The sequence below is a fragment of the Delftia lacustris genome (assembly GCF_040267515.1).
Classification (GTDB): domain Bacteria; phylum Pseudomonadota; class Gammaproteobacteria; order Burkholderiales; family Burkholderiaceae_C; genus Comamonas; species Comamonas tsuruhatensis.
Genome location: NZ_CP141274.1, coordinates 6,447,304 through 6,469,958 on the forward strand (window position 1 = coordinate 6,447,304; position 22,655 = coordinate 6,469,958).

Sequence of the window (22,655 nt, forward strand, 5' to 3'; positions counted from 1 at the left end):
GATGAATACACCCCGCTGCGAATCCCCTACCCACACCCCCTCCCACGCCCTGCAGCCGCTGTGGGACCTGGCCGCCGCCCAGGTGCAGGCCGAGGCCCTGGTGCTGGCGCTCGAATCGGGGGCACTGGACCGACTGGCCACGCCACAGACGCCGGCCGAGCTGGCCCAGGCCCAGGGCTGGAACGAGGCCAATACCTCCCATTGGCTGGAATTGCTGTGGAGCATGGGCCTCCTGCGGCGCGGCCAGCACGAGCCCGTGAGCTACCTGCTGGCCACCGATGCGCTGCGCTACCTTCACAGCGCATCGCCCGAGTCCTGCGGCGCGGCCTGGCTGTTCCGCCTGCGCTCGCTGCGCCACTCCGCCACGCTGCTGCGCGGCCTGGTCGAGCACGGCCCTGCCGGGGACGGCTCGGCCTGCAGCGCCCCCTTGGCCACGGGCAATGCCGAAGGCTGGGCCGCCGCCGCGCGCGCCCAGATCGGCCAGGAGCAGCGCGCCGTCAGCGTGCCTGCCGCGCTGAACCTGCTGCAGCAGGTTCCCGAGGCAGGCGCCGCGCGCCGCATGCTGGACCTGGGCGGCGGCCCCGGCTGGATCGCGCTGGCCCTGCTGCGCCGGCAGCCCGCGCTGCAGGCCAGCGTCTTCGACTGGCCCGAGGCCGTGGCCGTGGCGGCGGACAACGCCCGCCAGTCCCGCCTGTCCGACCGCTTCACCGCCCTGGGCGGCAACCTGGCCACGGACGGCATAGGCAGCGGCTACGACCTGGTCTGGTGCTCGTCCGTGCTGCACTTCGTGCCCGATGCGGCAGCCGTGGTCGCCAAGGTGTTCGACGCGCTGGCGCCCGGCGGCGTCTTCGTCTGCGCCCATGCGGAGGTGGACGACGCGCCCGAATCGGCCCTGCGCACCCTGCCCTACTACCTGCCCATGCGCCTGCTGGGCCGCAGCGTGACGCGGCGCGGCGAGCTGCAGGCGCTGCTGGCGCAGGCGGGTTTCGAGCGCATAGAACGCATCGAGTCGCGCGAGTTTCCGATGGCGCCGCTGGCCGTGCTCGTGGCGCGCAAGGCCGCGCCATGAAGGCCGCAGCTCCCCGCCCTGTCTGGCTGCTCCAGGCACTTTTCGGCTGGCTGCACCTGGCGCTCACCGCCCCCAGCGTCTACCTCTGGCTGGGCCTGCCCCTGGTCATGCGCCAGCATGGCTGGTCGGGCACGGCCATCGGCCTGTTCCAGCTGGCGGGGCTGCCCGCGCTGATCAAGTTCGCGCTGGCCGCGCCCGTGGAAGCGCGCAGCGCGAACGGCCAGCCGCGCTACCGCGCCTGGGCGCTGGCCCTGTGCCTGGCCTATGCGGCCGTGCTGCTGGCCCTGGGCTGGCAGCAGTTGCTGGCCGAGCGCCTGTGGCTGTTCGGCCTGGCCTTCGCGGCCGCGCTGGCCGCCACCTGGGCCGACATTCCCGTCAGCGCCCTGGCCATCCGCCTGCTGCCCGCGTCCGAGCGCATGCGCGCCGGGGGCGTGCGCGCAGCGGCGCTGTCGCTGGGCGCCATCGTGGGCGGCGGGATGATGCTGCTCATGCAGGCGAAATGGGGCTGGCGCGCGCCCTTCCTCTGCCTGGCCGGCGCGCTGGCCCTGGGCGCCCTGCTGCTGGCCTGGGTGGTGCGCCATGAGCCGGGGGATGCGCCCTCGCCCCTGCTGCTGCCTGCGCCCAAAGCTGGACTGGCCGCCATGGTCCGCGGCTATGGCGCCCAGCCTGGGGCCTGGCGCTGGGCCCTGGTGCTGGTCAGCTGCTTCCCCTTCATCGGCGCGGCCTGGTTCTACCTGAAGCCGCTGATGCTGGACCATGGCTTCGCACCCGCCCATGCCGCCCTGCTGGCCGGCATGGGCGGCGGCGTGGTGGCTGCGCTGGCGGGCGCGGCCTCGCCCCTGCTCACGCGCCGCCTTGGCACCCGGCGCGCCCTGCCCCTGTATGCGGGCTGCAACGTGGCGGCGCTGGCCCTGCTGGCCGCCGTCATCGCAGCCGGCGCCCCGGCCCCGGGCCTGGTCGCGGCCGTGGCCTGCGTGGCAGCAGCCATGGGCGCCTCCTCGGCCTGCGTCTTCGGACTGATGATGCAATTCGCCCGCCCGCGCTGGCAGGCCTTCGACTACGGCCTGCAGGCCAGTCTGTTTGCCGCCAGCCGCATGCTGGTGCCGCTGGCCGCCGGCGTGGCGCTGGACGCCGTGGGCGCGGCAGCCATGCTCACCGGGCTGACCGTAGCGGCCGCGCTGGCGTGGGTGTGGGCGCTGCGGTGTGCGGGGGATGGTTGGGCTTCAGCCACAGCGTAGGCCGCTAATCCCGCTGCCGCTCCGACGCATACACCGCCGCCTGCACGCGCGAGCTCAGGCCGAGCTTGCGCAGGATGTGTTGCACATGGATCTTGACCGTGGTCTCGGCAATGTCCAGCGTGCGGGCGATTTCCTTGTTGCTGGCGCCCCGGGCGATCTGGACCAGCACCTCTTCCTCGCGCGGGGACAGCGGCGAGGCCGGGGCCTCGTCCGGCTCGGGCGCCTGGGGCTCGGGCGCGCCCTGGGACTGGAAGGCGGCCACCAGCTTGCCCATCATCTCGGGGCTGACCACAGGCTCGCCGCGCGCGGCGCGGCGCAAGGCTTCGGACAGCAGGTCGCCGTCGATGGTCTTGAGCAGATAGCCCTGGGCGCCGTTGCGCAGCGCGGCCGCCAGGTCCTGGCCGTCCTCGCTCACGGTGAGCATGACGACGCGGCTGCCGGGCGATGCGGCCCGCAGGCCCGCGATGGCATCGACGCCCAGCACGCCGGGCAGGTGGTTGTCCAGCAGGATGACCTGGGGCGCCAGCGCGGGCACCAGGCGCAGGGCCTCGCCCGCGTCGCCGGCCTCGCCGACCACGCGCAGGCCCGCATCCTGGGCGATGAGGGCGATCAGGCCGCGGCGGAACAGCGTGTGGTCGTCGATGACGAAGACGGAGATGGGGCTGGAGAAGGACATGGGGCGGCTTTTTTCTTCCGGGAGCGTGTCACGCGTTCGAGGGGAGGGCCTGCGCTGGCGCGCCGGCCGAGGCCGACGGCGGCAGCTCGATCAGCACGCGCGTGCCCTCGCCGGGGCGGGAGTGGACATGGACCAGCGCCTGCGCCAGCAGGGCGCGCTCGCGCATGATGCCCAGGCCCACATGCAGCGAGTCCGGCGCCACGTCGGCGGGGACGAAGCCGCAGCCGTCGTCGCTGACCTCGAAGCGCCAGGGGTGGCGCCCCACGCGCAGCTGCACATGCCTGGCACCCGCGTGCTTGCGCACGTTGGACAGCGCCTCCTGCACCATGTGCAGCACCTGGATCTGCACATCGGGCGCCAGCGGCAGGCCCTGGCCCGTCATGCTCAGCGAGGTGGCAATGCCCGTCTGGTGCTCGAACTTGGACAGCGTGGCGCGCAGCGCGGCCTCGATGTCCTCGGCGCTGGTGCGCGTGCGGAAATGCACCAGCAGCTCGCGCACGTCGGCATAGCATTCGCGCACGCCCACTTCCAGCTCGCCCAGGCTGCGGTCGCGCGCCTCGTCGCGGCCCTTGGCCACGGCGTCGCGCAGCAGCTGGGTCTGTATCTTGAGAAAGGCCAGCGACTGGGCAATGGAGTCATGCAGCTCGCGCGCGATCAGGCCGCGCTCCTCGGCCACGGCGGCTTCGCGCTCCAGCGCCGTGGCGCGCAGGCTTTCCATGGCACTGGCCAGGTGGCGCGCCATGGCGGACAGCAGGTCGCGCATGTCGTCCGTGAGCACCACGCTGGAGCGAAAGAACAGGTTGACCTCGCCCAGCAGGCGCTGCTGCAGTTGCACGGGGATGCTGACCACGGTCTCGAAGCCGGCCTCGCGGCAGTGCGGCAGCTGCAGGTCGCTGGCCGGCGTGATGGGGATCACGCGCAGCCGCGCCTGCTCGCGCGGCTGGCCGCACAGGCAGGCGCCCGTGTGCAGGCAGTGCTCCTGCACCGACATGGACTGGGGCAGGCCGTCGCCGGCCAGCAGCACGTAGCGCTCGTTGGCCTCGTCGGACCAGCGCACCGTGGCCGCATCGGCCTGGGCTGCCAGGCGGACCTGGCGCACAAAGCCTTCGGCCAGGGCCTGGAGGCTGGCCGCCTCGGAGGCCTGCACGCTGACCGCGTACAGCGCCTGCAGCTGCTGGTGCTGCACGTTGAGGCTGGCGGTCTTCTCGCGCACCTTGTCTTCCAATTCGGCGTGCGAGCTTTGCAGCGACTGGGCCATGAGGTTGAAGCCGGCCGCCAGCTGGCCGAACTCGTCGTCCACCTCCACGCTCATGCGCGTGTCCAGGTGTCCGCGGCGCATGCGCTCCAGCGCCGAGCGCAGCTGGCCCACGGGATGCAGCACCAGCCAGTAGCTGGTGGCCATGAAACTCACGGCCGCGATGATGGCCAGCGCCATCAGACACATCTGAAACAGGTGCAGGATGGCCGTCCAGCGCGAGAGCCGGTCCTCGATGGCTTCGACAAAGCCGTCCACCTCGCGCACGAAGGCGTCGGCGCTGCCCATGATGGCCTGCGCATCAGCCTGGTCCTCGGCCTGCCAGCGCGCGTGCAGCGCGCTCCAGTCGCGGCGTATGCGCTCGTAGCGCGCCCTGACCTCGTCGCTCCAGGGCACGAACAGCGGGCGCGACATGTCGCCGCTGCGCAGCAGGTCCAGGCTGGCGTCGAACTGCTGCGCGCGCGCCTGCCACTGCGCAGGCGCCTCGTTCTGGCGCGCCATGGCCATGCGCACCATGCTCATGCGCAGCCGCCCGGCCTCGTTCACGGCGGCCGCGCCGCCCTCCAGCTGCCAAGCCACCCACAGCGTAAAGCCGATCGATGCCACGGCCGCCAGCAGGCAGGCCGCGCCCATGAGCAGCAGCTTGGTCGAAAGCGAGGGCTTGCCATGCATGGTCGCACTGTAGCCACGGCACATTTGCGCGTCTTGACCTGAATCAAGCGCCACCCGTTTGCGCCGTGCCCCCGCCCCGATTCCTAGGATCCTTTCCAACTGCCCCCAATGCCCACAGGGCCTATGGAGGCCCCGGGCAAGGCCAGTGTTTAGCATGGGGCCATGCAAGTCCGCTCCATCCCCCGCCCCTTCATCCGCACCCCGCGCCTTGCCGGCCTGGCTGCGGCCGCATGGCTGGCGGCAGCCCTTGCCGGCTGCGCCAGCTCCTCCACACCGGCGCGGGACTGGACGCAGCAGCTGCAGCGCTGGTCCGACGCACCCCTGGTGCTGCTGGGCGAGCAGCACGATGCGGCGGCCCACCAGGCCTGGCAACAGGCCACGGTGCAGCAGCTGGCCACGCAGGAGCGCCTGGCCGCGCTGGTGATCGAGATGGCGCCGCGCACGGGCTCCACGGCCAGCCTGGCGCGCGATGCCTCCGAGGACGCTGTGCGGCAGGCCCTGCAATGGCAGGACGCCGCCTGGCCCTGGCCGCGCTACCGCGGCGTGGTCATGGCCGCCGTGCGCGCAGGCGTGCCCGTGCTGGGCGGCAACCTGCCCCGCGCCGACATGAAGCAGGCCATGCGCAACCAGAACCTGGACACCCACCTGCCGCCCGAAGCCTGGCAGCGCCAGCTCGACGCCATCCGCGAAGGCCACTGCGGCCTGCTGCCCGACACCCAGTTGGCGCCCATGGCCCGCATCCAGCTGGCCCGCGACGCCAGCATGGCCGAGGTGGCCAGGGCCGCAGTCAAGCCCGGCAAGACCGTGCTGTTGGTGGCCGGGCGGGGCCATGTCCTGCGCGGGGTGGGCATCCCGACCTGGCTGCCGGAGTCCGCAGCAGCCAAAGTGGCCGTGGCGCAGGCAGGCGAGACATCGGTGGCGCACGAATCCGATGTGGACTGGCTGCAGAAGACGGACGCCTTGCCGGCCAAGGACCACTGCGCAGAGCTGCGCGAGAAGTTCAGGAACCCGCCGGCACCGCGGGCGGATGCGGGTCGGGTGGACTGAGCTTCACCCCTGCACGGCCCACATCCCCTCGTTGCCCGAGACCCACTCGCCGAACGCCTGCGCAGGCATGGGCTTGCTGCACAGATAGCCCTGGAAGAAGTCGCACCCCTTGCCGCGCAGGAATGCCAGCTGCTCGGCCGTCTCCACGCCCTCGGCCAGCACCTTCAGCCCCATGGCATGCCCCAGCGCGATCACCGACCCGCTGATGGCCATGTCGTCGGCGCTGTGCGGGATGTCGCGGATGAAGCCCTGGTCGATCTTGAGCAGGTCCAGCGGGAAGCGCTTGAGGTGGGCCAGCGAGGAATAACCGGTGCCGAAGTCGTCGATGGCCAGCCGCAGGCCCTGGGCGCGCAGACGGCGCATGACGGCCAGGGCCTCCTCGGGGCGCTCGGCCAGGGCGCTTTCGGTGATCTCCAGCTCCAGGCAGTGCGGGGCGAAGCCCGTGGCGGCCAGCGCGTCGGCGGTGGCACCGGCGATGTCGGTCAGCAGGAACTGGTGCAGCGAGACATTGACCGCGATGGTCATCTCGGGCAGGCCCTGATCGCGCCAGCGCTGGCCCTGGGCGCAGGCCTCGCGCAGCACCCACAGGCCCAGCGCGCCGATGACGCCCGAGCTTTCGGCCACGGGAATGAAGCGTGCCGGGGAGATGAGGCCCTCGTCCGGGTCCAGCCAGCGCACCAGGGCCTCGGCGCCCACCAGGCGGCCCGTGGCCAGGTCGATCTGGGGCTGGAAGTACAGGCGCAGGTGGCCCAGGTCTATGGCCTGCCGCAGCCGTGCCTCCATGGCCAGGCGCTCGCGCGCGGCCGAGGTCATGTCTTCCTCGAAGAAGCACCAGGCACGGCCGCTGCGCGACTTGGCGCCGTAGACGGCCGCATGCGCGCCCTGCAGCAGGTCCTGGGCATTGCCGGCGTGGGAGGGGTACATGCAGATGCCCACGCTGACGCCGGCCATGACGGACAGGCCGTCCGGCGAGCTCCAGGGCTGGCCGGCCGCCGCGATCAGTTGCCGTGCGCGGGCGATGGCGTCGCCGCGCTCGCTCATGCCCTTGCACAGCACGGCCAGTTCGTCACCGGCCATGCGACCTATGAGGTCCTGGGGACCCAGGGAATCGTGCACACGGGCGGCGATGTGGCGCAGCACCTGGTCGCCGATGGCGTGGCCGTAGCTGTCGTTGACGTCCTTGAAGCGATCGATGTTCAGCAGCATTACGGCCAGCGTGCCCTGCTCGGCGGCCGCCTCGGCCACGGCGTCTTCCAGCAGCGCTGTGAAGCGCACGCTGTTGGGCAGGCCGGTGAGCATGTCGCGGTGGGCCAGGAATTCGAGCTGGGCCTCGCGCGCCTTCTCGGCCGAGATGTCGGTGAACATGCACACGTAGTGCGTGACCTTGCCCTGTGCGTCCTTGACGGCGCTGAGCGACATGCGCTCGGGAAAGACCTCGCCGTTCTTGCGGCGGTTCCAGATTTCGCCCTGCCAGTGGCCCGTGGCCTGCATGCTGTCCCACATGGCCTCGTAGAAGGCCTTGTCGTGGCGGCCGGACTTGAACATGCGCGGGGTCTTGCCCAGCATCTCCTGCTCGGTATAGCCCAGCAGCCGCGTGAAGGCGCTGTTGACCGAGAGGATGCGGCTGCGCGCATCGGTGACGACCACGCCCTCCATGGTGTTGTCCACCACGGCGGCGGCCAGGCGCTGGCGTTCGTCGGCCTCCCGCCCGGCGGCCATCGCGGCATGGGCAGTGCGCTCTCCACGGCGCATGCGCCACAGCAGCCAGCCGCCGCCCACGGCCGTGACCAGCACCAGGGCCACCGAGGACAGCATGCGCCGCTGCGCTGCCGGCCCCGGCGGTATCTGCAGGTGCGCCAGCAGCCATTCCACGCCCCAGAGCCACAGCAGACCTGCGCACACATACAGGGTCAATGCGCCCCAGAGCGGTATTCGGGGCTGCTCTCCCTGATCTTGCATGTGGTTCCTCAGAACGTTCCCAGAACGTGTGACTTGCGCAGGGTCGTGTGCATGCTGCGACAATTGCGCCGCTATGACCCAAGCCTATATTCTTACCCTTTCGTGCCCCGACCGGCTCGGTCTGGTACATGCCGTCTCGGGCTTCCTGCTCGAGCAAGGCGGCAACATCGAAGAGGCCGCGCAGTATAACGACCCGGCCACCGGACTGTTCTTCATGCGCGTGCAATTTGCCTGCAACGGCTGCGATCCCGCGGCTCTGAGGGCGGCCCTGGCCGACCTGGGCGGCCAGTACCAGATGAAGTGGCGCCTGCACACCAAGGCCGAAGCCATGAAGACCGTGCTCATGGTCAGCAAGGAAGGCCACTGCCTCAACGACCTGCTGTTTCGCTGGAAGAGCGGCCTGCTGCCGGTGGACATCCGCGCCATCATCAGCAACCACCGCGAGTTCTACCAGCTGGCGGCCAGCTACAACATTCCCTTCCACCACATCCCCGTCACGGCTGCCACCAAGGCCCAGGCCGAGGCAAAGCAGTTCGAGATCATCGAGGCCGAAGGCGCCGAACTCGTGGTGCTGGCGCGCTACATGCAGGTGCTGTCCAACGACCTGTGCACCAAGCTGGCCGGCCGCGCGATCAACATCCACCACAGCTTCCTGCCCAGCTTCAAGGGCGCCAAGCCCTACTACCAGGCCCATGACCGCGGCGTGAAGCTGATCGGCGCCACGGCCCACTATGTGACGGCCGACCTGGACGAAGGCCCGATCATCGAGCAGGACGTGGCCCGCGCCGACCACACCGACACCGTGGAAGACCTCACGGCCCGCGGCCGCGACACCGAGAGCCAGGTGCTGGCCCGCGCCGTCAAGTGGCACAGCGAGCACCGCGTCATCCTCAACGGCCACAAGACCGTGGTCTTCCGCTGAAGCCGGCTCCCGGCCGCCCATGGCGAACGTGACCCTTGCCGCCGGCAGCGGCTTTGCCCCGCCCGGCAGCGGCGCCCGCCGCATCCCGCCCATACAGTGCCTGCTCACTTTCGAGGCGCTGGCGCGGCTGCGCAGCGTGACGCAGACGGCCGAGGAGCTGTGCGTCACGCCCAGCGCCGTCAGCCACCGCGTGCGCCAGCTCGAGCAGATCCTGGGCACGCGGCTGTTCGGCCGCTCGGACTTTTCGCTCACCACCGAAGGCAGCGCCTACCTGTCCCACGTGCGCGAGGGCCTGGGCGCGCTGCAGCGCTTTCCGGGCGAGGTGACGGCACCGGGCCGCCGCAGGCTCAAGCTGGCGGTCACGCCCACCTTTGCGCGCGTGATCCTGATCCCGCGCCTGCGCCAGTTCACGGAAACCTATCCCGAGATCGACATCGCCCTGCAGGTCTCCATCCCGCTGCTGGACGTGGTGGCCGAGGATGCCGACCTGATGGTGCGCTTCGGCCCCGGCCACTACGCCGACGTGGAGCACATCGAGCTGGCGCGCGACGTGGTCACGCCGCTGGCCTCGCCGGCCTTCATCCGCGAGCATGGCCCCTTCGAGCAGCCCCAGGACCTGGAAGGCATGCCCCTGCTGCGCAGCCCGCTGGAGCCCTGGCGCACCTGGTTCGGCGCCACCGGCCTGGACTGGCCCGAGCCGCACGAGGGCTCGCAGTTCAACGACATCGGCCTGATGTGCGACGCGGCCTCGGCCGGCATGGGCATTGCCCTGGTGCGCCACAAGCTGGGCGCACCCTGGATGGACAACGGCACCCTGGTGCGCCTGTTCGACATGGACACGGCCAGCCCCCATGCCCACTACCTGTGCTGGCGCACCGGCACCATGGACCGCTGGGAATGCGCGGCCTTTGCTGAATGGTTGAAGAGGGCGATGGCCTGCTGAGGCGCCCACAACGGAATTCACGGATTTCGCGGATTTCACGCGCCGTTGCAATAAACATCAGCGCAGTCCCGCTGCACAAAGACGGCGGCATCGCCTAAAGTCAGGCCCCATGACTTCCGCCAGCTCCCCAGCCAGCCCTGCCCCCGGCGCCATGGCGTCGGCCGCCGCCGATGCCGCCCACCAGCAGCCCACGGCCTCCGAACGCGCACGGCGCCAGGCCGAGGTCGTGGCCGCGCTGGCCCGCCATGTGCCCGCGCATGCCCTGCTGTGGAACGCCGAGGACACCACCCCCTATGAATGCGACGGACTCACGGCCTACCGCCAGCGCCCCCTGGTGGTCTGCCTGCCCGAGACCGAGGCCCAGGTCCAGGCCGTGCTGCGCGCCTGCCACGCCATCCAGGTGCCCGTGATCGCACGCGGCGCAGGCACCGGGCTGTCGGGCGGCGCCCTGCCCCATCCCATGGGCGTGACGCTGTCGCTGGCCAAGTTCAACAAGATCCTCCAGGTTGATGCCGCCAGCCGCACGGCCGTGGTGCAGTGCGGCGTGCGCAACCTGGCCATCAGCGAGGCCGCCGCGCCCCTGGGCCTGTACTACGCGCCCGATCCCAGCAGCCAGATCGCCTGCACCATCGGCGGCAACGTGGCCGAGAACTCGGGCGGCGTGCACTGCCTCAAGTACGGGCTGACCGTACACAACGTGCTGAAGGTGCGCGGCTTCACGGTGGAGGGCGAGCCGGTGGAGTTCGGCTCCATGGCGCTGGACACGCCGGGCTTCGACCTGCTGGCCATCCTGGTCGGCAGTGAAGGCATGCTGGCCGTGACCACCGAAGTCACCGTGCGCCTGATCCCCAAGCCCCAGCTGGCGCGCTGCATCATGGCCAGCTTCGACGACGTGCGCAAGGCCGGCGACGCCGTGGCCGCCGTGATCGCGGCGGGCATCATCCCGGCCGGGCTGGAGATGATGGACAAGCCCATGACGGCCGCCGTCGAGGACTTCGTCAAGGCCGGCTACGACCTCACGGCCGAGGCCATCCTGCTGTGCGAGAGCGACGGCACGCCCGAGGAAGTCGAGGAAGAGATCGCCCACATGAGCGAAGTGCTGCGCGGCGCCGGGGCCACGGCCATCACGGTGAGCGAAAGCGAGGCCGAGCGCCTGCGCTTCTGGAGCGGGCGCAAGAACGCCTTTCCCGCCAGCGGGCGCATCAGCCCCGACTACATGTGCATGGACTCCACCATCCCGCGCAAGCGCCTGGCCGACATCCTGCTGGCCATCCAGGAGATGGAAAAGAAATACGGCCTGCGCTGCGCCAACGTCTTCCACGCGGGCGACGGCAACCTGCACCCGCTGATCCTGTTCGATGCCAACGACCCCGACGAGCTGCACCGCTGCGAGCTGTTCGGCGCCGACATCCTGGAGACCAGCGTGGCCATGGGCGGCACGGTCACGGGCGAGCATGGCGTGGGCGTGGAAAAGCTCAACTCCATGTGCACCCAGTTCACCACGGCCGAGAACGACCAGATGTTCGCGCTCAAGGCCGCCTTCGACCCGCAGGCCCTGCTCAACCCCGGCAAGGTGATTCCCACGCTCAACCGCTGTGCCGAATACGGAAAGATGCTGGTGCGCGGCGGCCAGATCTCACACCCGGACCTGCCGAGATTCTGAGGCGTGGTGCAACCGGCGTGGTGCAACGGGCGCGGTGCAACCGGCGACGTGCGGCGTGCAACAGGCGCCGTGCAGTCCTTCCCGCCCTCAGGGCTGCTGCAGGCAGCGCGCCCACAGTCCGTCAAGCGCCCGGGCCAATGCGCCTCCCTGGCGGGGCACGGCCTGGCCCTCGCCCAGGTCTTCGACCAGGGTGTCCAGCGGCATGGCTTCGGTCAGCGTGCGCACGCCGCACTCCATGGCCAGGGCCGTGTCCAGGTAGGCCACGCGTGCGCCGGCCACGCTCCAGCGCGTGAGCTCGCGCACGCGGCCCACCTGGCCCAGCCGCAGGCGCATGGCCTCCATGCGCGCGGCCAATGAGCGGCGTATGCGCTCGCCCGCCTCGGGGCGGTCTTCCTCCAGTCGGCGCAGCGCCGCCTCCTGCTGCTCCAGGGTGCGGTCCATCGCCTGCAAGGCCGCCTCGCGGCCCAGCCGGGCCTCGTCGTAGCGCGGCAGGGCCGCGCGCAGCCGCACCAGCGTCCGCTCCCGCTCGCGCGCATAGACATGCCCGGCCGCGCGCCCGGCCTGTGCACAGGCCTGGGCTGCCAGCACCAGGCGCTGCGGCGCGGCCTCGGCACTGAGGCTTTGCGGACGGAAGCTGCCGCACTCCTTCATGTCCCCCAGCACACGCAGATCCTCCAGGTGCCGCTGCCTGTGGTCGGCATCCCTTTGCGCCTCCTGCGCGTGGCGCCGCAGCATCTCCTGCCGCTGCCGCTCCAGCACGAGCAGCTCACGCCATTCGCCACGCAACCGCGCCTCGAACCGGGCCTGTTCGCTTTCGGCGGCGCGCTGCAGTGGCCCGACCTCCTGGCGCAGACTGGCCTGCAGGTAGTCACGCACGCCTGCGCGCTCGCAGGCGTACTCGACGATGCGCCCGCCGCTGCCGTCTCCCACGCTGCGCCAGCTGCTGCGCGCGCAGGCCGACCTGTCCTGCAGCACCTGCCCTATCGACACGCCCGAGGCGGCGCCCCAGGGCGCAGCCCGCACGGTCAGCACCTCGCCATCGTCACCGCCGCAACCGCCCAGCAGCAGGGCCAGGCCCGCAGGCAGCAGCCACACTCCTTGCCAGCGCATGGGCCCTCCTGTGCTTGTGATTTCTGGTTGAGTCTTTGATGTTAACTATCAATCACAACGGATATGTGATTTTTCACAATACTCACTGCACAATCAGACTTATCCCATAGCGTGCCCGCATGCAGGATGCGAAGCAGCGGTTTGCGCAGAAATTACGTGATTCCCTGGAGGCCCGTGGCTATGAAGCCAAGCCCTCGGTGCTGGAGCGCGAATTCAACACACGCTTCTGGGGCAAGCCCATGTCGCAGCACGGCGTGCGTCTGTGGCTGCTGGGCAAGACCATGCCCAACACCAAGAAACTTGCTGCGCTGGCCGACTGGCTGCAGGTGCCGCTGGAGGAGTTCCTGCGCGCGCCGCAGCCGGCGCGCGAGGTGCGTGAGCCCAAGGGCAGCTGGTCCGCCGGCCTGGGCTACGAGGACAACGAGCTGTTCAAGATCTACCTGCGCCTTCCCGTACCCAAGCGCCGCCTGGCGCGCGACGTGATCCTGGCCATCGCACGCGCCCATGAGGCCGAGGAAGCGGAACGCGCCGCAGGCTCGTAGCCGCGCGGCGCGTCGATCATCCCTTGATACGGCTGCTGCGGGGCAGCACTGCATCGCCCCGCACGTGCATCAACCACCCATGGCACGCTGGCGTGCATCGCGCTGGGCAGGCGTTTCGTTGATCAGTTCATTGATCACTTCCTGCCGCGTCTTGCCGCCACCGGTCTGCGGTGCAGGCGCCGGGTAGACGCCGGCATTGAAGCGCGAGGTGCCGCCCTGGCGCACGGCCGCCTCGGCCTCGGCCGTCACCTGGGCGCGCGTCTTGCTGCTCTTGAAATGTTCGGGATGGACGACGGCACCCGCCTCGTTGTTGGCCGGGTGGATGTACCCGGCCGCCGATGCCATGCCCGGCAGCAGCAGCGCTGCCGATGCGACCAGGCCGGCGATCAGGGTAGCGGGGGTGAAACGGCGTTGCGACATGGTGTGTCCCTTTCAAAGAACGTTGGTGATTCGTTCTCCCCACGCCCCGCAAGGCGGAACGCCGGGGAGAGGACTCCAATGTAGAAATCGCCCCCCCACGCCACCCCCACAGGATGGTGACATTGCTGTCATACAACCGACACAGATGACCGCGCCACGGTGGCGCCTCGGCGCTCGTCAGCCACGGTACTGCGCACGCGCGCGGCCGGGCGCCAGAGGGTCCAGGCGCACGTCCAGCAGGCCCTCGGCATCGCCCGCGATGCGCGCCAGCGTCTGGCCGAAGGGATCGGCGAACTGGCTGCCTCCGCTGAAAGCGTAGCTGTCGCCAGGGCCCACGCGGTTGGCCATGGCGATGTAGCACTGGTTGTCCATCGCACGCACGGGCACGGCATGGCGATGGATGTGGCCGTGGGGGTGCATCATCCCGTCCATCAGCACGATCAGGTCCACGCCCTGCGCACCCAGCGCGCGGGCCGGTGCCGCAAACTCGATGTCGAAGCAGATCAGCATTCCCAGCCGCAGGCCGCGCCATTCGCATGTGGGCCAGCGCTCACCTGCCTCGAACACGCCCTGGTCCGAGTCGTAGAGCATGGTCTTGCGGTAGTGCAGCAGCACCTGCCCGTCGGCATCGATCAGCAGGCCGGCATTGAAGCGGCGGCCCTGGTCTGCTTCGGCCAGGCCGATGGCGACGGCCACGCCGGCTTGCCGCGCGGCCTCGCGCAGCGCGGTGGCCGAGGGGCCGTCCAGCGGCTCGGCCAGCTGCGCCACGTTGTCGGGCCGGGGAAATCCGCTGATGCAGGTTTCGGGAAAGACCAGCAGGTCGGCCTGACCCGCGCTGGCCCTGATCGTCTTCAGCGTCATCGCCAGGTTGCCGGCAATGTCGCCGTCACGCAGACGGGGCTGGATGATGCGGATGCGGTGCTCCGTCATGGTGTGTGCTCCTTGGGATGCAAAGGGTGGCTGTCCTGCCGCGGCTGGCAACGGGCGGCCTCCTCGGCCTGCAGATCCAGGTTGCGGGCCAGCACCCAGTAAAGGCCGCCGGCCACGAGAATGCCCGGCAGCCAGGCGAAGTCCACGCCGCCCAGCCGCTGCGCAGCCCAGCCGATGAAGACCGCATGGCCATCGGTGGCGTCGTGGATGTGGAAGAAGGGCACCATGGCTGCAAAGCCGCCCAGATAGGCGCAGATGCCGCGCCAGCCCCAGGCGCCGTAGATGCCCTGTGGCGTGAAGAAATCAGCGATGGCGTAGCGGCCCTTGCGCACCAGGAAGTAGTCCACGAGGTTGACCGCCGTCCATGGCACCAGGAAGTACAGCAGCAGCGCCAGGAAGGAGTGCAGCAGTGCCACGCCGCTGCCCTGGATGGACAGCACGCACGCGAGGATGCCGACGCTGATCGCCGCGATGGCAAAAATACGGGCGGCGCGCGTGGGCCGCATGCCGCCCAGCGAATCCGCCGCCGTGAGCACGGTCAGCGCCGCGCTGTACGTGTTCAACGCGATGATGGGCAGGAAGGCCACGACGGCCAGGGCAGGCAGCAGCCGGTCCGCACCCGGGAACAGGCCGGTGCCGATCCGTCCCAGCGCCGCCAGCGCGTCGCCGGCCTGCAGCCGCTGCGCCATCCAGGCACCCAGCCCGATCATCCAGGCCCCGGACAGCGAGGCGCCCAGGAAGATGGCCGCGATCAGGCGCCGGGGCGCAGTGTGGCGCGGCAGGTAGCGCGAATAGTCGGACACATAGGGCGCATAGGAGATGTTGTAGCTGGCCGCGATGGTGAACTGCGCGGCAAAGGCGCTCCATGCGAATCCTGGCAATGGCTCCGACCGACCGTGCAAGGCGGGCTCGCCCACGCCTGCCAGCAACGCCAGCGTGGCCAGCGCATACAGGGGCAGCGCCAGCACCAGTGCATGGCGGAAGGCCTTGTGCATCACATCGTGGCCGCAGACCGCCAGCAGCGCACCCACGGCCACGGCCACGCACGCGGTGGGCACGGGCGGCAGGCCGAACACGGCCTGCATGCCCTGCATGATGAGCGAGACGTTGACGACGTTGAACCCCGTGAACACCAGCAGCGTGGCGCACAGCGGCAGGGTGACACCGCGAAAGCCAAACTGCGCGCGCGACTGGATCATCTGCGGCAGCCCCAGCTGCGGCCCCTGCGCGCCGTGCAGCGCCATGAACAGCGTGCCGAACATGATGCCCAGCGTCCCGGCCAGGGCGCTCCAGGGCGCCGAAAGCCCCAGCGACGGGCCGACGAAGCCGATGGAAAGCGTGAAGAAGTGGAAGTTGCCAAGGAACCAGAACGGCCCCTGGTCGGCGAGCCGCGCGTGGCGCTCGCCATCGGGAATGCAGTCGATGGACCGGCTCTCCACGGCGATGCGGGCACGGCCGTGCTGTCCGCTGGCGGGGCTGTTCATGGCCTTGTCCCTCCCGTTGTCCTTGCTGTTGTGGGACGAATTCTAGGCAGGGGCTCGCAGCCGCTCCATGCCAAATGCGCGAGGTTCACATCGATGGGCAAAGATGTGTGGCCCGGGATATCCCGGGCAGGAAGAAACCCGCTGCAGCCAGGCTGCAGCGGGTTCCAAAGTGGCCGCCCGGGTGCTGCCCGGGCGCCGCGTCACACGGCAGGTGCCGGCGCGGAGGGCGCGGGGTCTGTGCCGCTGGCCTCCGACGGATCGTTGCGATGCACCAGCCGGTACAGCAGCGGCAGCACCAGCAGGGTCAGCAGCGTGGACGACAGGATGCCGCCGATCACCACCGTGGCCAGCGGCCGCTGCACCTCGGCGCCCGTGCCCGTGGCAATGGCCATGGGCACGAAGCCCAGCGAGGCCACCAGGGCCGTCATCAGCACGGGGCGCAGCCGGGTGAGCGCGCCCTCGGTCACGGCATCGGGCACGCTGGCGCCCTGTTCGCGCAAGGTTCTGATCCAGGAGATCATGACCAGGCCGTTGAGCACGGCCACGCCCGACAGCGCGATGAAGCCCACCGCCGCCGAGATGGACAGCGGTATGTCGCGCAGCCACAGCGCCAGGATGCCGCCCGTGAGCGCGAACGGAATGCCCGTGAAGACCACCAGCCCGTCGCGCACATTGCCGAACATGGCGAACAGCAGCACGAAGACCATGAGCAGGGCCACGGGCACGACGATCTGCAGGCGGCGCGTGGCCGACTCCAGGTTCTCGAAGGTGCCGCCCCAGCGCGTCCAGTAGCCGGGCGGCAGCGACAGGCCCTGCAGCTTCTGCTGTGCCTCGCCCACGAAGGAGCCCATGTCGCGCCCGCGCACATTGGCGCTGACCACGATGCGGCGCTTGCCGTCTTCGCGGCTGACCTGGTTGGGGCCGGGCGCGGTCTCGAACGTGGCCACGGCCGACAGCGGCACGAAGCCGATGCGCCCGTCCGCCCCGCGCGGCAGGGCGATGGGCAGGCGGCTCAGGGCCTGCAGGTCGTTGCGCACGGCGTCCGGCAGGCGCACCTGGATGTCGAAGCGCTTGTCGCCCTCGAACACCGTGCCGGCCTCGGTGCCGCCCATGGCGGTGCTGATGGCGTCCTGCACATCGCCCATGTTCAGGCCGTAGCGCGAGGCCTTTTCGCGGTCGATCTGCACGGTGAGCATGGGCAGGCCCGTGGTCTGCTCGACCTTGACCTCGGAGGCGCCCGCGATCTGCTGCAGCATGCCGGCCACGGTCTGGGCGCTTTTCTCCAGCACGGCCATGTCGTCGCCGAAGATCTTCACGGCCACGTCGCTGCGCACGCCCGAGATCAGCTCGTTGAAGCGCAGCTGGATGGGCTGGGAGAACTCGTAGTTGTTGCCCGGGATGCGGTCCACCGACGCCTGCACGGCGGCCAGCAGCTCATCGCGCGGGCGCGCCGGGTCGGGCCACTCGCTGCGGGCTTTCAGCATGATGTAGCCGTCGGAGATGTTGGGCGGCATGGGGTCGGAGGCGATCTCGGCCGTGCCGGTGCGCGCGAACACGCGGTCGATCTCGGGGAACTCCTTCTTGAGCGCCTTCTCGATCTGCATCTGCATTTGCAGCGACTGCGTAAGGCTGGTGCCCGGGATGCGCAGCGCCTGGATGGCGAAGTCCCCCTCGTTGAGGTTGGGCGCGAACTCGCTGCCCAGGCGCGTGGCCAGCAGCAGGCTCAGCGCCACGGCCACGGCGGCGGCCGTGAGCACCACGGCGGGCGCGGCCATGACGCGCGCCAGCACGGGCGCATAGCCGCGGCGTGCCCAGCCCATGAGGCGGTTTTCCTTCTCGGCCACCTTGTCGCCCATGAACAGCGCAATCGCCGCCGGGATGAAGGTGATGGACAGCAGCATGGCGCCGGCCAGCGCGATGACCACCGTGAGCGCCATGGGGTGGAACATCTTGCCCTCCACACCCGTGAGCGCGAAGATGGGCAGGTAGACCACCATGATGATGAGCTGGCCGAACAGCAGCGGGCGGCGCGCCTCCTTCGCGGCGGCGAAGACTTCATGGAAGCGTTCGCTGCGCGTCAGCGACCGTCCTCGCGCCTCCTGCGCATGCGCCAGGCGGCGCACGCAGTTCTCCACGATGACCACGGCGCCGTCGATGATGATGCCGAAGTCCAGCGCCCCCAGGCTCATGAGGTTGGCGCTGACCTTGTAGTGCACCATGCCCGTGAAGGTGAACAGCATGGACAGCGGGATGATCAGCGCCGTGATCAGCGCCGCGCGCAGGTTGCCCAGGAACAGGAAGAGGATGACCACCACCAGGGCCGCGCCCTCCACCAGGTTCTTCTTGACCGTGGCGATGGCCTTGTCCACCAGGTTGGTGCGGTCGTAGACGGTGATGGCCTTGACGCCCGGGGGCAGGCCCCGGTTGATCTCGGCCATGCGCTGGTCCACGGCGCGCGAGACGGTTCGGCTGTTCTCGCCGATCAGCATGAACACCGTGCCCAGCACCACCTCGCGGCCGTTGTCGGTGGCCGCGCCCGTGCGCAGCTCCTGGCCCAGGCCGACCTCGGCCAGGTCGCGGATGCGGATGGGCTGGCCCTGGGCCGAGCCCACGATGACCTCGCGGATGTCGGCGATGCCGCCGACCTGGCCCGGCGCGCGGATCAGGTACTGCTCGCCCTGGCGCTCGATGTAGCCGGCGCCCACGTTGGCGTTGTTGCGCTGCAGGGCGGTGACGATGTCGGCCAGCGTGAAGCCGTAGGCGGCCAGCTTCTCGGGCGCGGGCGCCACCAGGTACTCCTTGGCGTAGCCGCCGATGGAGTTGATCTCGGTGACGCCGGGCACGTTGCGCAGCTGCGGCTTGATGACCCAGTCCTGGATCTCGCGCAGGTCCATGGGCGTGTAGGGCGTGCCGTCGGGCTTTTTCGCACCGTCCTCGGCCTCCACGGTCCACAGGTAGATCTCGCCCAGGCCCGTGGAAATGGGGCCCAGCGTGGGCGTGATGCCCGCAGGCAGGCTGTCGCGCGCCTGCTGTATGCGCTCGCCCACCAGCTGCCGCGCGAAGTAGATGTCCGTGCCGTCCTTGAACACCACGGTGACCTGGGACAGCCCGTAGCGCGACAGCGAGCGCGTCTGCTCCAGGTGGGGCAGGCCGGCCATCACCGTCTCTATGGGATAGGTGACGCGCTGCTCGGTCTCCAGCGGCGAGTAGCCGCTGGCCTGGGTGTTGATCTGCACCTGGACATTGGTGATGTCGGGCACGGCGTCGATGGGCAGGCGCTGGTAGTTGTAGATGCCCAGGCCCGCCATGGCCAGCACGGCCAGCAGGACCAGCCAGCGCTGCTCTATGGCGAATCGGATGATGCGTTCAAACATGGACTCTCCGATCAGTGGCTGTGTTCGGCGCTGGCCTTGCCCAGCTCGGCCTTGAGCATGAAGCTGCCCTCGGCCACGTAGGATTGGCCGGGCTTGAGGCCTTCGAGCACCTCGGTGGCCTTGCCATCGCTGCGGCCCACGCGCACGGGCTGGGCGCGGAAACCGCCCTGCACGGGCACGAAGACCACGGTCTGCTGCTCCATCTTCTGCAGTGCCTGCGTGGCCACGGCCAGCGGCGCCTGCCGGGACGATGCCGTCAGCTCCACATTCACGAACAGGCCCGGGCGCCACACGCCGTCGGGGTTGGGCAGGGTGATGCGCGCGGGGGCCGTGCGCGTGTCCTGGCCGATCAGGGCGCCCACATAGGCCACCTCGCCCGTGGCCGAGGAGTCGAAGGCCGTGGCGCGCACCGTGGCCTTCTCGCCCACACGCACGGCGGGCAGGTCGGGCGCGGCCACGCGCATCTCGGCCCAGACGCTGCGCAGGTCGGAGATGGTGAAGACCTGGGTGGTGTCCTGCACGGCCTCGCCCACGGACAGGTGCTTTTCCACGATCACGCCGTCAAACGGCGCGCGCAGCTCGAAGCGGTTGAGCCCGCCCGCACCACCGCCGGCACCGGCGCCCGTGGCGGCCAGCTTCTGCTGGGCGTTGGAGACGGCGATCTCGGCCTCGCGCAGCGCCTGGCGCGCCTGCAGGTAGTCCTGCTCGGCCGAGACCTTTTCCTCCCACAGCTGCTTTTCACGCGCATAGGTGGTGCGGGCCAGCTCCAGGCGCTTGCTGGCGGCCAGCAGTTCGCTGCGCTGCTCGGAGACGGCGGCGCTGCTGAGCACGGCCAGCAGCTGGCCCTTCTTCACGTTCTGGCCCAGGTTGGCGGGAACGCTCTCGGCAATGCCGGCCACGCGCGGCACGACGTGGGCCGTGCGGTCTTCGTTGAAGCGGATCTCCCCGGGCAGCTGCAGCACGGAGCGCACGGTGGCCGGGCCGGCCTCGGCCAGGCGCACGCCGGCCGCCTGCATGCGCTGGGCGTCCATGGCGATCAGGCCTTCGTCGTCGCCATGGCCGGCTTCGGCGGCGGCTGCGGGTTTGGCGGCGGGCTTGGCCTCGGCTTTTTCCGCCTTGGAATCTTCATGGTGCTCATCGTCGGCATGGCCTTCGTCGTGCTTGTGGCCATCGGCTGCGGCTGCGGCTGCAGCGCCGTGGTGCTCGCCATCGGCATGGCCTGCGGCCTCGCTGTGGCCGTGGCCATGGCTGTCGGCCTTGGCGGCACCCGGCGGGCCGCTGCGCAGGATCAGCGTGGCGGCCAGCGCACCCACGGCCAGGATGACGGCAATGGCCACGAGGGTGCGGCGCGGTGCCAGGGGGGAGGAGGAGGGCTTGGTGTTCATGGTCTGGATGCAATCAGGTGGCTATCGGGGTCAGAGGCCGGCTTCTGTGCCGAGCAGGCGGTCGATGTCGGCGGCGGCGCGGTGCGTGGCCAGCAGCTGGTCCAGGTACTGGCTGCGCGCCTCGGACCAGGTGCGCTGCGCGTCCAGCACGTCGAGGTAGGCGAACTTGCCCAGCGCAAAGCCGCGCGAGGCCAGCTCGTAGGCCGTGCGCGCCGTGGGCAGCACCTCCTCGGCCAGCTGGCGCGCCTGCTCGCGGCTGGACTGCAGCAGCTCGCGCGCCTCGAACAGCTGGGCCTGCAGCTGAACGCGCGTGGCCAGCAACTGCTCCTCGGCCTGGTCGGCCAGGCGCAGGGCCTGCAGCTGGTTGCCCCGGTTGCTGTCGAGCACGGGCAGGGGCACGGAGACGCCGACCACGAGCTGGTTGCGCCCGACCTCGGTGGCGCGCTTGACGCCCAGGCTGACGGTGGGATCGGGCAGGCGCCGTGCACGCTCCAGCTCGGCCGTGGCGCGGCTTTGCTCCAGCGCCTGGCGCGCACGCAGCACGGCGGGAGCCTGTTCGATGCGCTGCTGCAGGGCCGCCAGTTCCGGCAGCTGGGGCAGCGCGTCCACGGCGCCCTCGGCCTGGCCGAAGGGGCGCACGCTCTCGCCCCACAGCGCCTGCAGCTGGCCGCGCGCCACGCGCAGGGCAGAGCGGGCCCGGGCCTGCTCCAGCAGGGCGCCGGACTCGGCCACGCGGGCCCGGGTCTCCTCCAGCGGCGCCACCTTGCCGGCCGCCACGCGCCGGGCCGCCGCCTCGCGCGCGCTGCTGGCGATCTCCAGCGTCTGCCCGGCCAGGACCACGCGCTGCTGCGCGGCCAGCACGCCGAAAAAGGCCGCGCCCACATCGGCGCGCAGCGCGGCCTCGGCCCCTGCCAGTTCGGCGCGGGCCAGGTCGCGCCCGCGCTCGGCCACGCGCATGCGGGCCTCGCGCTTGCCGCCCACTTCCAGGGTCTGGTTCAGCTGCACGGTCAGCGTGCGGGTGCTGCGGCGCGTGTCCTCCTGCGACCAGGCCAGCTCGGGATTGGGCCGGGCCTGGCTTTGCAGCACGGCCCCCTCCGTGGCGGCCAGCGCCTGGCGGGCCGCGCGCAGGCCGGGATTGCCGTCCAGCGCCAGGGCCAGTGCCTGCTGCAGGTCCAGCGGCGGGCCATCAGGAAGGGATGCGCCTGCAAAGGCGGGTGGCGCCACGGAATCGGCCGGTGGCTCGGCGGCCTGCACGACGCCGCAGGCGGCCAGCGCCGCCAGCACCCACGGTGCGAAGGCTGTCCTCGACGGAAAGGACGAAGGAAAAGACATACACGGGCTCCTTGCCCGCAGCGCGGATCAGGCGTGATCGCTTGGTCGATCAGGCCCCACGCCACAGGGCGCGCACGGACGAGGGCCGCTGCGCGCGAAGGGATTTCTGGAAAATGCCGGTCCGGGGCAAAACAGGGCGATGAACGCCGAATGTCCGGCCGGCGGCTGCAGGAGCGTCAGCCCTGCCAGCGGGGCCGGTCGGGACGCAGCAGCACGGCCGAGGCATGCCGGCGCAGCGGCTCGGCGAATTGCGCGGGCGGCGGGGCCACCGGCGCCGCCTGCCAGTGCTGTGTGGCAGCGGCCACCCAGGCGTGGCACATGGAGCAGTCCACGCTGAGCGAGGACTGCAGGCCCTGGTCGGCCTTTTGCGCAGGCGGGCCGGACTCGGCATCCGTGCCCGTGCCCGCATGGCGCTCGGCGCCCATGCCGTGCAGGCTCACGCCATGGACATGGTGGCCGAAGTGCCGGGTCTCATGCCCGTCGTGGCGGCACAGCGCAGCGGCCGCCATCCAGGTCCACTGGAACAGCAGCGCGATCACGAGGATGGCAAGGGCGGCAAGACGGGGCCGGGTCATGGAAGAGGGCATGGCAGAAGTGCGGGATTGTCGGGCATGGCGTTTGACCCCAATCGCGA

18 protein-coding genes are annotated in these 22,655 nt (G+C 70.5%); 7 read left to right on the forward strand and 11 right to left on the reverse strand.

The window, feature by feature from the left end; genetic code table 11:
- Window position 1 precedes the first annotated feature (1 nt).
- Both U6958_RS30900 and U6958_RS30905 read left to right on the forward strand, forming a co-directional pair.
- Entirely contained in the window at window positions 2-1,069 is a 1,068-nt protein-coding gene (locus U6958_RS30900) for a trans-aconitate 2-methyltransferase (RefSeq protein ID WP_074920731.1), read from the forward strand.
- Window positions 1,066-2,307, forward strand: a complete 1,242-nt coding sequence (locus tag U6958_RS30905; protein WP_074920733.1) for an MFS transporter — start codon at window positions 1,066-1,068, stop codon at window positions 2,305-2,307. Before U6958_RS30900 ends, U6958_RS30905 begins: the two co-directional genes overlap by 4 nt.
- A gap of 4 nt (window positions 2,308-2,311) precedes the next feature.
- On the opposite strand, the gene U6958_RS30910 is transcribed toward U6958_RS30905, so the two are convergent.
- Both U6958_RS30910 and U6958_RS30915 read right to left on the reverse strand, forming a co-directional pair.
- Window positions 2,312-2,983, reverse strand: a complete 672-nt coding sequence (locus U6958_RS30910) for a response regulator (RefSeq protein WP_012203037.1) — start codon at window positions 2,981-2,983, stop codon at window positions 2,312-2,314.
- A gap of 28 nt (window positions 2,984-3,011) precedes the next feature.
- The gene (locus tag U6958_RS30915; protein ID WP_016451960.1) at window positions 3,012-4,910 is read right to left on the reverse strand and encodes a type IV pili methyl-accepting chemotaxis transducer N-terminal domain-containing protein; all 1,899 of its coding nucleotides are present in this window, start codon (window positions 4,908-4,910) and stop codon (window positions 3,012-3,014) included.
- A gap of 162 nt (window positions 4,911-5,072) precedes the next feature.
- On the opposite strand from U6958_RS30915, the gene U6958_RS30920 reads away from it, so the two are divergent.
- Window positions 5,073-5,957 carry a ChaN family lipoprotein gene (locus U6958_RS30920; protein WP_074920734.1) on the forward strand — a complete coding sequence of 295 codons (885 nt, stop codon included), beginning with the start codon at window positions 5,073-5,075 and terminating at the stop codon, window positions 5,955-5,957.
- Window positions 5,958-5,960: 3 nt separating this feature from the next.
- Here the strand turns inward: U6958_RS30920 and U6958_RS30925 are convergent, their stop codons facing one another.
- Complete coding sequence (locus tag U6958_RS30925) at window positions 5,961-7,916, reverse strand: bifunctional diguanylate cyclase/phosphodiesterase (protein WP_016451962.1); 1,956 nt, start codon at window positions 7,914-7,916, stop codon at window positions 5,961-5,963.
- A 73-nt stretch (window positions 7,917-7,989) separates the two neighbouring features.
- Between U6958_RS30925 and purU the strand changes: the two genes are divergently transcribed.
- The 3 genes from purU to U6958_RS30940 all read left to right on the forward strand — a co-directional run bounded on the left by purU (window position 7,990) and on the right by U6958_RS30940 (window position 11,444).
- Window positions 7,990-8,838 (forward strand): formyltetrahydrofolate deformylase, encoded by an 849-nt coding sequence (gene purU / locus U6958_RS30930; RefSeq protein WP_013804418.1) that lies wholly within the window; start codon window positions 7,990-7,992, stop codon window positions 8,836-8,838.
- 19 nt (window positions 8,839-8,857) lie between these two features.
- A complete protein-coding gene (locus tag U6958_RS30935) occupies window positions 8,858-9,781 on the forward strand; it encodes a LysR substrate-binding domain-containing protein (protein ID WP_017405258.1) in 924 nt (307 codons plus the stop codon).
- Window positions 9,782-9,932: 151 nt separating this feature from the next.
- Window positions 9,933-11,444, forward strand: coding sequence for an FAD-linked oxidase C-terminal domain-containing protein (locus U6958_RS30940; RefSeq protein ID WP_074920736.1), 1,512 nt, complete (start codon window positions 9,933-9,935; stop codon window positions 11,442-11,444).
- Between the two features lie 87 nt (window positions 11,445-11,531).
- Here the strand turns inward: U6958_RS30940 and U6958_RS30945 are convergent, their stop codons facing one another.
- Window positions 11,532-12,554 (reverse strand): hypothetical protein, encoded by a 1,023-nt coding sequence (locus tag U6958_RS30945; RefSeq protein WP_074920737.1) that lies wholly within the window; start codon window positions 12,552-12,554, stop codon window positions 11,532-11,534.
- Window positions 12,555-12,673: 119 nt separating this feature from the next.
- Between U6958_RS30945 and U6958_RS30950 the strand changes: the two genes are divergently transcribed.
- The gene (locus U6958_RS30950; RefSeq protein WP_016446649.1) at window positions 12,674-13,096 is read left to right on the forward strand and encodes a hypothetical protein; all 423 of its coding nucleotides are present in this window, start codon (window positions 12,674-12,676) and stop codon (window positions 13,094-13,096) included.
- A 69-nt stretch (window positions 13,097-13,165) separates the two neighbouring features.
- On the opposite strand, the gene U6958_RS30955 is transcribed toward U6958_RS30950, so the two are convergent.
- From U6958_RS30955 to U6958_RS30985, 7 genes are all read right to left on the reverse strand, one after another.
- Window positions 13,166-13,516 carry a DUF4148 domain-containing protein gene (locus U6958_RS30955; RefSeq protein WP_016446650.1) on the reverse strand — a complete coding sequence of 117 codons (351 nt, stop codon included), beginning with the start codon at window positions 13,514-13,516 and terminating at the stop codon, window positions 13,166-13,168.
- Window positions 13,517-13,693: 177 nt separating this feature from the next.
- Window positions 13,694-14,446 (reverse strand): carbon-nitrogen hydrolase family protein, encoded by a 753-nt coding sequence (locus tag U6958_RS30960; protein WP_016451966.1) that lies wholly within the window; start codon window positions 14,444-14,446, stop codon window positions 13,694-13,696.
- Window positions 14,443-15,930, reverse strand: coding sequence for a cytosine permease (locus U6958_RS30965; protein ID WP_074920739.1), 1,488 nt, complete (start codon window positions 15,928-15,930; stop codon window positions 14,443-14,445). Before U6958_RS30965 ends, U6958_RS30960 begins: the two co-directional genes overlap by 4 nt.
- Window positions 15,931-16,130: 200 nt before the next feature.
- Window positions 16,131-19,304: a CusA/CzcA family heavy metal efflux RND transporter gene (locus tag U6958_RS30970; RefSeq protein ID WP_074920740.1), complete on the reverse strand. Its 3,174-nt coding sequence runs from the start codon at window positions 19,302-19,304 to the stop codon at window positions 16,131-16,133.
- An 11-nt stretch (window positions 19,305-19,315) separates the two neighbouring features.
- Window positions 19,316-20,689, reverse strand: coding sequence for an efflux RND transporter periplasmic adaptor subunit (locus U6958_RS30975; RefSeq protein ID WP_016451969.1), 1,374 nt, complete (start codon window positions 20,687-20,689; stop codon window positions 19,316-19,318).
- A 30-nt stretch (window positions 20,690-20,719) separates the two neighbouring features.
- Window positions 20,720-22,021, reverse strand: coding sequence for a TolC family protein (locus U6958_RS30980; RefSeq protein WP_074920742.1), 1,302 nt, complete (start codon window positions 22,019-22,021; stop codon window positions 20,720-20,722).
- A gap of 176 nt (window positions 22,022-22,197) precedes the next feature.
- Complete coding sequence (locus U6958_RS30985) at window positions 22,198-22,608, reverse strand: hypothetical protein (RefSeq protein WP_223275155.1); 411 nt, start codon at window positions 22,606-22,608, stop codon at window positions 22,198-22,200.
- Window positions 22,609-22,655 lie beyond the last annotated feature (47 nt).

Coding starts and splice junctions, on each gene's coding strand:
- U6958_RS30960 (WP_016451966.1), bottom strand. CDS start 14,446: ATGACGGAGCACCGCATCCGCATCATCCAGCCCCGTCTGCGTGACGGC.
- purU (WP_013804418.1), top strand. CDS start 7,990: ATGACCCAAGCCTATATTCTTACCCTTTCGTGCCCCGACCGGCTCGGT.
- U6958_RS30935 (WP_017405258.1), top strand. CDS start 8,858: ATGGCGAACGTGACCCTTGCCGCCGGCAGCGGCTTTGCCCCGCCCGGC.
- U6958_RS30905 (WP_074920733.1), top strand. CDS start 1,066: ATGAAGGCCGCAGCTCCCCGCCCTGTCTGGCTGCTCCAGGCACTTTTC.
- U6958_RS30970 (WP_074920740.1), bottom strand. CDS start 19,304: ATGTTTGAACGCATCATCCGATTCGCCATAGAGCAGCGCTGGCTGGTC.
- U6958_RS30950 (WP_016446649.1), top strand. CDS start 12,674: ATGCAGGATGCGAAGCAGCGGTTTGCGCAGAAATTACGTGATTCCCTG.
- U6958_RS30975 (WP_016451969.1), bottom strand. CDS start 20,689: ATGAACACCAAGCCCTCCTCCTCCCCCCTGGCACCGCGCCGCACCCTC.
- U6958_RS30925 (WP_016451962.1), bottom strand. CDS start 7,916: ATGCAAGATCAGGGAGAGCAGCCCCGAATACCGCTCTGGGGCGCATTG.
- U6958_RS30940 (WP_074920736.1), top strand. CDS start 9,933: ATGGCGTCGGCCGCCGCCGATGCCGCCCACCAGCAGCCCACGGCCTCC.
- U6958_RS30980 (WP_074920742.1), bottom strand. CDS start 22,021: ATGTCTTTTCCTTCGTCCTTTCCGTCGAGGACAGCCTTCGCACCGTGG.
- U6958_RS30915 (WP_016451960.1), bottom strand. CDS start 4,910: ATGCATGGCAAGCCCTCGCTTTCGACCAAGCTGCTGCTCATGGGCGCG.
- U6958_RS30945 (WP_074920737.1), bottom strand. CDS start 12,554: ATGCGCTGGCAAGGAGTGTGGCTGCTGCCTGCGGGCCTGGCCCTGCTG.
- U6958_RS30985 (WP_223275155.1), bottom strand. CDS start 22,608: ATGCCCTCTTCCATGACCCGGCCCCGTCTTGCCGCCCTTGCCATCCTC.
- U6958_RS30910 (WP_012203037.1), bottom strand. CDS start 2,983: ATGTCCTTCTCCAGCCCCATCTCCGTCTTCGTCATCGACGACCACACG.
- U6958_RS30955 (WP_016446650.1), bottom strand. CDS start 13,516: ATGTCGCAACGCCGTTTCACCCCCGCTACCCTGATCGCCGGCCTGGTC.
- U6958_RS30900 (WP_074920731.1), top strand. CDS start 2: ATGAATACACCCCGCTGCGAATCCCCTACCCACACCCCCTCCCACGCC.
- U6958_RS30965 (WP_074920739.1), bottom strand. CDS start 15,930: ATGAACAGCCCCGCCAGCGGACAGCACGGCCGTGCCCGCATCGCCGTG.
- U6958_RS30920 (WP_074920734.1), top strand. CDS start 5,073: ATGCAAGTCCGCTCCATCCCCCGCCCCTTCATCCGCACCCCGCGCCTT.